Below are 8133 nucleotides of genomic sequence, written 5' to 3'. Positions count from 1 at the left end.
CTACTTCGTGGACTGCCGTCCACGACCAGCGGGAGTACGCCGACAGACCAGCACGCCAGTCCTTTGAGCAGCGACTTCAAGTTGGCGGAGGCTCACTGCAGTTCTCGTCCTCGCCGGCGCCGTCACCGTTGTCCTGACGCACAACACCGCCACTGCCATCACTCTCGCCTCGCTGACCGCCTTCATCTCCGCGCTCAGCGGATACGTCTCGGCAACCCTCCTTGCCACCTACCGCGTCTCTGTTGAACAGGCCCGCTTCTACTTTCGTGAACCCCTTGCAGGCGGCTATCTCCTCGCGGCCGAGCATCTCGCCAAACGAGTTCCCGCCCCCGAGCACGTCCCCGCCCTCCACCGCGTCGTCGACGGCTTCATCCAGGCAGCGGTCAACATCCCTGGAGCCTCTCCGGAGGCCACACCACCGCAAGACCCCCCACAGAGCCCCTCGGCGATCGCGTAGGTCCCACTGGGCTCTATTGCCGTGTCCTGTGCGTGCAGGTTCAGTCCAGATCGTCCCAAGCCCACGAGGGGGCCGCACTCCCGTCAGGTTCACGTCCGTGCCGGAACCGCCAGCCGCTGCGGCCAAGATTGATGAAGAGATCGAAGTGTCTGCTGCAGGAAGGCGCTCGACCAAGATGTTGACCTGCTCGTGTGCCCCGGCCTTTCCCCGTGCTAGTGAGGCTCGCTGGATGATCGGTCGAGGAGGGTTCGGAAGAACTCTGTGACGACGGGCCGGGCTTGGCCGCGGTCACGAAGCTCATCGTGGCCGAACCGGAAGACTTCGTATCCGCGAAACTTCAGGTCCCGATCGCCAGCCATGGTGGCAGCGTACTTCGCGCCGTCAGGCACGGTTCCCTCCTTGCGCGTGTAGTGCTGCCTGCCGTCGACCTCCAGTACGACCCGCCGGTTACCCGGCAGCAGCATGAGGAAGTCCATGCGCAGATTCTGCAGAGCAAGCGCACCTCGCTCACGAACCGTCCTCGGATCCCAGTGCACCCATACCTCCGGAAGGAGAGCGGGGACCGCACTCAAGTCCTCCCGGTAGATGTTGTGGTACAGCCAGAACAGATTCTTCTGCCCGTCGGACTCGCGGGGCAGGGAAGCGTGCATACGGTCGTAGAGGGACCAGGTCGCCCGCTCCGGGTCGCTGATCTCCCTGGTCTCCTGCCACCAAGCGAGCAGCTCACGCCACCGCAGCCCGTTCTTGCCGACCGGCCGGTCGTAGACCAGGACCTGATCGGAGCGTTCTGCGATCTCGATGTCGTTGTCGAGGGCGCTGGTGAAGCGGATGTCGGGCTTGCCCAAGGTGGCAAAGATCAGATTCCGCGGCCGTCGGCCCGTTCCCTGACCGAACTGGATGAGCTGGAACAGCGGATAGCCGTCCTGTTCTCCTTCGAGGCGCAGCTGCGCGCCCACCGGCTGCAGATGCTTGTTCACTAGGTCAACGAAACGGCGCTGGGCCTGCTCGTCGGGCAGGGTGGTAGGGGACGCCAGTCCTTCGAGGAAGTGCCCGAAGCGGGGATCAGGGGCTTCGAAGGCATGCAGTTGCTCGAAAAGGTACTCGGTCGTCCAGTCCTCCTGGAACCTGATCACGTGGCGCTGGATCTCGTCGCTCAAGGCCGGTGCGGATTGGTCCCACGAGCCCCGCAGATCGTCGCCCAGATCCCAGATTCGGCCTAGCAGCGCCATGAAACGGTCGGGGTAGTTGAGATGACCGGACAAGTCGAATTCCCTCGCCAATTCACGCCGCGTGCGGCCCGGGATCCGCACGTGGGGGCGCCCCAGCCACAGCACGTCCTCCAGCCGGTTGCGCTCCCACGCTGCCAGCGGCTGACTCTCGAGAACGGCCTCAGCGACCGCCTCCAGGCCGTCGTCGGGACAGGCCTGCAGACTGGCCGACAGCCGCTGGTGTTTGGTGTGGCCCTCCTGGGGAGGCGGCTGAGGCAGGCGGAGCCGCTCGCAGAGCGCAGGCAAGTCCTGATGGCCGTGATGTTCATAGGCGCCAGCGAGGAACTCGTCGATCAGACCACGCAGTCGCGGCACGTCCATAAGATCAGCCATCACACGATGATGGGACAGTCGAGCACTCCAATCCATGCCTTCTCACAAATGGCGCGTGCCCAGGTCAGGTCGGAGGACATCGTCGGAGCCGTGCGAGGTCTGCGCCGCGGTCAGAGTGCCGACGATCCGCTCCCGGGCGACCACGTAGGTGCAGCGGACTGCTTCGGGGGGTGTCGTTCCGTCTCGTTGATCTGCTGGGCCGCTAGGTTCTGGGCTGCGGCAGGATGCGCACGCCGCGAGCCTGCGTCCGGTACCCCGCACCGGTCATGCACCAGGCCAAGGACACCGGAACCGAATCGGTTCCAGGGACGGTCCCGCACTTGTTCGCCCATGCCCGCGCGTCGTCGACTCTGCGGGGCGGCGGGGGCCCTGGAGCGGAGATCGATCCTCATGACCAAGTCCGGTGCGAGCGGCCCCAAGGCCCGCGCCCGCAAGGCACAGCAGGCGGCCGGCGTCCGCTACACCCAGGTCCGCCGCACGGCACCGCCCTCCCGCAACGGGCGCACGGTGCAGTTCCTGCTCGAGGACCGGTACGAGCTCAGCACGCTCGCGGTGCAGATCGCGGCCGCGTGGGCGCGGCAGGGAATGCGGGTGTTGCTGGTGCACGAGTACAAGCCGTCCGGGATCAACATGGCGCTGTACTCCCGCCGCGCCCGGGAACGCAAGGCCGCCGAGCAGCGGCTGCAGGAGTGGCCCGGGTACCGCAGCACCCTGCTGTGGAAGGCCGGCACCGGCCGGGACCAGGGTGGGCTGCTGGTCGAACAGCACACGCCCTGGTCGACTCGGCCCGCCGACCCGAAGTACCTCACGACCGACGACAGCCCGCTCCGCGACGCGCTCCAGTTGGGGCGCCGCCACTTCGACTCCATCGTGCTCATGGGCCGCCCGACCTGGCCGCACCGCGACCTCGTGGACCACTTCGTCGTGCTCGCCGCCACCAACGGCGCCCCGGTCACCGAGACCCTCACCCACGGTGCGGTACCGGAAGAACGCCAAGAACATCCGCTCACCCCAGAGCAGAGTGCCGCACTGCTTCGCGAGCGGCACCTCAACTTCCTCTACCACCGCCCCACCGCATTCCTCGGCATGATCAGCGGCAGCCGCCAACTTCCGGCCGCAGAGCCCGAACCCGGCTTCATCCACGCCGTCGAAGCCAATATGGCTGCCGCCGGCATCCCGCTCCTGGGACACGTACACGTCGGCGACCACGACCTGGCAACCCACGCCCGCCGTAGAGATCAGGCAGCTCTGGTCGCCGCCTCCCCACTCGACCCCGGCGTCGCGCAGGTCGCAAAGACCATCACAGACCGCTGGTAGCCATCCGGGCCTGCGAGCGCAGGCATTCCGGGCCTGGCTGAGCCCCAAAGCCAAAGCGAAGCCCTACCGGTGGCTGATCGTCCTGGACGATGTCGCCGACCCAAAGGACCTTGCCGGGGGCTGGCCGTCGGCCAGGCCGTACGGCCGGACCCTGGTCACAACCCGCTGGCCAACGCGTCAATGCCATGGCTGACCCGAGGAGCTCCTGTTCCTTCCTCAACCTTCGCCGATTTCGGCATTTCAACCGCTGTGTTGCCCTATCGTCAGTCTCCATGGTGACCGTGGGGGATGGCTTCGATGGGTACCGCGGTGCCGTGCCGTATGCGATGGCGCCGCCTGTGTTCGACAATCGAACCCGGGACGCCTGCGTGGTGGTGCCGGGCATCATGGGCAGCGTCCTCCAGGACACCGCGACCGGCATCCGGCTGTGGGGCGTCGACCTGTCGATGCTCACCAACCCGCTCACCGGCAAAGGTTCCCTCAGTTCCCTGCACGCAACTGCCGAGGAGCAGGCCGCGGATGCCGACACGGCCCGGCATCGTCCTTTGACCCGCATCCGGGCCACCGCACTTCTCTCGACTCCCTGGTGGCTGCCCGTCTTCGAAGGCCTCGACCCCTACACCTCTCTAACCGGAGCCTTGCAGCAGGTCACGCTGGCCCCGCAGGCGGTAGCGCCCTTCCCGTATGACTGGCGTCTGGCCGTCTCCTACAACGGCGCGTTGCTGGCTCACGCGGCTCGCGCGCACCTGCGGCGGTGGCGGGAGCAGGTCGCCGGGCGGACTGACTGGCGTGCGGCCGGGGTGCAGCTGCCGCGGCTGGTGTTTGCCGCCCACTCCATGGGCGGACTCGTGGTGCGCGCCGCTCTGGAGCAGGACCCGGAGCTTGCCGCCGACACCCGGGCGGTGATCACGATTGGGACGCCGTTTCTCGGCTCGGCCAAGGCCGTCATCGCCCTCAACGTCCTGCAGGCCGAGGCAAGACCGGCCTGGCTAGTACGGCACGTGCACAGGATGGCGGTGACGCTGCCGGGTGTTCACGATCTGCTGCCCGGCTACCGCTGCCTGGACCGCGGCCTGGACGTCGACCGCCTGACCCCCGCCGAAGTGGCCCGGTTCGGCGGCAACGAACACCTGGCCGCCCGATCCCTTGCCGAGTTTGCCCGCTACCGCGAGCACACCTTCACAATGCCCAGCCACCGGGCGATCGTCGGGGAAGCCCAAGACACCGTCCAGACCCTGGAGGAGGAGGTCCGATTCGGCCGACCGGTCGCCGCCGGCCGTCATTACGCCTTCGATATCGGCGAGGACCGCGAGGTTCTCAGGGATCCCCGCACTGGCATCCCCGCCCGGCGCAACACCTTCGGAGACGGAACCGTCCATGAACCCTCCGCCAAGATCGGCACCGAGGCGGTCACGTACGTGTTCGGGCAGCACGGCACGCTGACCTGCCACGACGAAGTTCTACGCCAGGTCCGCCGGACGGCGCTGGAACGCGAGAAGAACGCCTACCTGCCCGGCGACGACGGCGCCAGGCCCGGCCTGACCACTCCTCATCTCGGTGGATTGATCGGCCAGCCAGTTCCCCTGCAGGTCACCGGTCTGGATACACCCGCAGGCGCCAGCCTCAGCGTCCACAGCGCCACGACCGGCCGACCGGGCCCCCCGCTCGAACTCCGCTACGGTCCGGATAACCCCAACGGGACTCTGTCCGCCCGGTTCATCCCCGATGCGGCCGACCTGTACCGGGTAGTTCTGGACACGGGAGGCCACGTTCCCATCACCCAGCTCCTCCTCGTCAGCCCGCCCGATGCCTGACCCCGGCAGCCGCACGTGACAACTCCCGACAGGACAACTGATACCCCGGAGAGCACCGCCCACAGTGGGGTCGAGCTCTTCCCGATCAGCTTCACAGCCTACGAGCACCACCCCGACCTGAAGACCGAAGAGCAGGTGCAGGCCATCGCCGCCCTGCTCGCCCCGTACGGCGTGCGCACCAGCCCGTGGCAGACCCCGGCGAAGGAACGGAACCGGCAGGCGGTGGAGACCCGGCTCGGCACGTGGAAGAAGCCGGCCGCCCCCGAGTGCAGCGGCAACACGCTGCTTTACTGGGTCGGCCACGGAACGGCCACCCACCTCGCCCACTACAGCACCGCGGCCCCAGTGGACGACGGCGTCACTCCGCAGGACATCGCCCACGCCATCGGGAGCCGCCAAGTCCACCCCGCCGCCGCGGGCAACTGGGCGATCGTTGTCCTTGACGCCTGCTACTCCCGCGACTTCGCCCGTAGCGTCCACCGCGAACTCCTCAGCAAGCACTCTGCTGCCAGCGGCTACCTGCTGTTGTCCACTGCCGCCCAAGCACCCGCCGAACTCGGCGACTTCACGCGCCTCCTCGAGCGTGCCCTCACAGTCACCTTCCGCGGACAGGCGACCATCGGCCTCGCCACCCTCGGCGCCCAACTCACCCCTAATCGCTACAGCTACCGCAGCAACGAAACCGTCGACGACGACCGGCACGCTCTCGTCCGCAACGCCCCCGACGCCGCCACCGCCGTCTCAGCCCCCCTGGACCAACTGGCCGAGATCCAAGCGATCCTCGACCAGCTCCCCACCGACGAACAACGTCACTTCGTCCCCAAGGCGTCCGGCGCCGAACTCGGTGAACTCGCCTGGTATTTCCACGGGCGCACCCTCGAACGTGACCGCATCCTGCGCTGGCTGACCACCACCACCCACGGCGCCCTGGTCGTGACCGGGCGCGCTGGCGCGGGCAAGTCCGCGCTGCTCGGGCACATTCTCCTGCATACCCGCAGCCAGCTCCGCGACATCCTCATCCGCCACGGGCACCTGCAGCCACTGCCCCAAGGAGTCGTCTGCCCCCAGGACCCTTTCGACGTTGTCGCCCACCTCGCTGGCCTCACTCTCGCCCGCACAGTCGAGCTCATCGCCACCGCCGCCGACCTGCCTGACATCACCCGGGACGCCGCCAGCGGCCAGCCAGCAGCCGATCTCGCCGACCGGCTAATCGGACAGCTTCACACACGAGGAACCCCGCTGACCCTCCTGCTCGACGCGCTCGACGAGGCCGAGCAGCCCCTCACCATCGCTGATGTCCTCCTACGGCCTCTCGCCTCTCTTCCAACGATCCGCGTCATCATCGGCACCCGCAGCTCCACCCACGAAGGCCCCGACCAGCCAGCACCCGCCGACACCAACCTTCTTGACGCTCTCCGCTCCCTGCCACCGTCGGCCGACAGCCAGCGCGCCAGCCATGTCCAGTGCCTGGAAGTGATCCAGGACCGGGAGGCCTTCGCCGGATACCTACGCGCCAAACTGAGTGCCGCCAAACTCGACGTCGACGACGAGCAGATTGCCGACACCGTCCTCCTCCTCGCTGACCACCACCAGGCCGGCACCGAACCACAACAATTCCTCTATGTCCGTCTAGCCGCCCACGAACTTCTGCGCAACACCCACCTCATCACCGACCCCACCCCCCTCATCGGCCAAACCCACCGCCAGCTCTTCACCCGCGCCCTCGACCGCCTACACCACGCCAACCCCGCCTACACCCCCCTGCTCCACGCTCTCGGTCTCGCCCAGGGCCGCGGCATTCCCGATCAAGACGACATCTGGGCCCTCTCCGCCGGCGCCCTTACACCCACGCCCACGGCCATCAGCAACGCCATCCCACAGCTGCTGCGCGACGCCGCCCCCTACCTTGCCCTGGACCAGGAATACGGGCAGACCGTCTACCGCCTGGCCCACCGCACCTTCGCCGAACACTTCATCAACGCACCTGGCTCCACCGAAGCCCACGTCGCCCTCTGCACTGCCCTCACTCAGCGCGCCCAGCAGATCCTCGACACCCCAGCGGGCCAGACCACCGTCCCAATGCCACCCCCCGATATCAATCCCTACATCCGCTACCATCTCGCCGGGCACGCCCGCCTCGGTGACCCCGCAGGGTCCTTCCGAACCCTCGCCGACCACCCCGGCGTACTCGACACCCTGGACCTCACCAGCGTCACAGCCGCCGTCAACCACGTTCCCGCACACGTACTGCCACCTGCCATCGCGGGAACCGTCCTACTCCAGCACCTCGCCCACTCCAGCTCTACATCCGCCGAGTCAGCCCTCGCGGTCACTGCATGGCGGCAGTGGTGGCGTCGTCTCGGCACGACGTACGTCCAAGGAACCGCACCCCCTACCGAAGCACCGGTTCCCGCCTCAACAGGGCCATGCGCCACCGTGCTCACAGCGTCCGTCCAACGACGCCAGCTTTCCCTCCAACTCACCGGGCACACCGGAACTGCGCGCGCGCTGCTGGTGTTCGACGCGGCCGACGGCACCCCCCGCCTGGCCACCACCGGCGCCGACGACCAGAGGGTGCACATCTGGAACCCCGCCACCGGACTACCGGACGGCGACATTGACATCGGCCACCTCCACCGGGTGCACATGATGGTGGGGTTCGCCGCGGCCGACGGCACCCCCCGCCTGGCCACCACCGGCGCCGGCGACCAGAGGGTGCACATCTGGAACCCCGCCACCGGACTACCGGACAGCGACATCCACACCGGCCACCCCCTCGGAGTGCGGGCGCTGGTGGGGTTCACCGCCGCCGACGGCACCCCCCGCCTCGCCACCACCGGCGCCGACGACCAGAGGGTGCACATCTGGAACCCCGCCACCGGACTACCGGACAGCGACATCCACACCGGCCACCCCCTCGGAGTGCGGGCGCTGGTGGGGTTCG

The 8133-nt window shown here is 68.0% G+C and carries 4 protein-coding genes; 3 read left to right on the top strand and 1 reads right to left on the bottom strand.

Annotation, left to right across the window (positions count from 1 at the left end):
• Nucleotides 1-669: 669 nt before the first annotated feature.
• Entirely contained in the window at nucleotides 670-2058 is a 1389-nt protein-coding gene (locus tag ACGFWE_RS42945) for a hypothetical protein (protein WP_393606071.1), read from the bottom strand.
• Nucleotides 2059-2448: 390 nt separating this feature from the next.
• Here ACGFWE_RS42945 and ACGFWE_RS42940 point away from each other — a divergent pair, with 390 nt between their 5' ends.
• From ACGFWE_RS42940 to ACGFWE_RS42930, 3 genes are all read left to right on the top strand, one after another.
• On the top strand, nucleotides 2449-3375 hold the full coding sequence (locus ACGFWE_RS42940; RefSeq protein ID WP_393606069.1) for a hypothetical protein: 927 nt from the start codon (nucleotides 2449-2451) through the stop codon (nucleotides 3373-3375).
• Nucleotides 3376-3647: 272 nt separating this feature from the next.
• Entirely contained in the window at nucleotides 3648-5189 is a 1542-nt protein-coding gene (locus ACGFWE_RS42935) for a hypothetical protein (RefSeq protein ID WP_393606067.1), read from the top strand.
• Between the two features lie 15 nt (nucleotides 5190-5204).
• The coding region (locus tag ACGFWE_RS42930) for a hypothetical protein (RefSeq protein WP_393606065.1) at nucleotides 5205-8133 on the top strand (2929 nt) is incomplete at its 3' end.

It is taken from the genome of Streptomyces sp. NPDC048523 (assembly GCF_043199815.1).
Classification (GTDB): domain Bacteria; phylum Actinomycetota; class Actinomycetes; order Streptomycetales; family Streptomycetaceae; genus Streptomyces.
The sequence above is the reverse complement of the archived record's forward strand: the minus strand, read 5'-3'. Positions and strand labels throughout refer to the sequence as shown.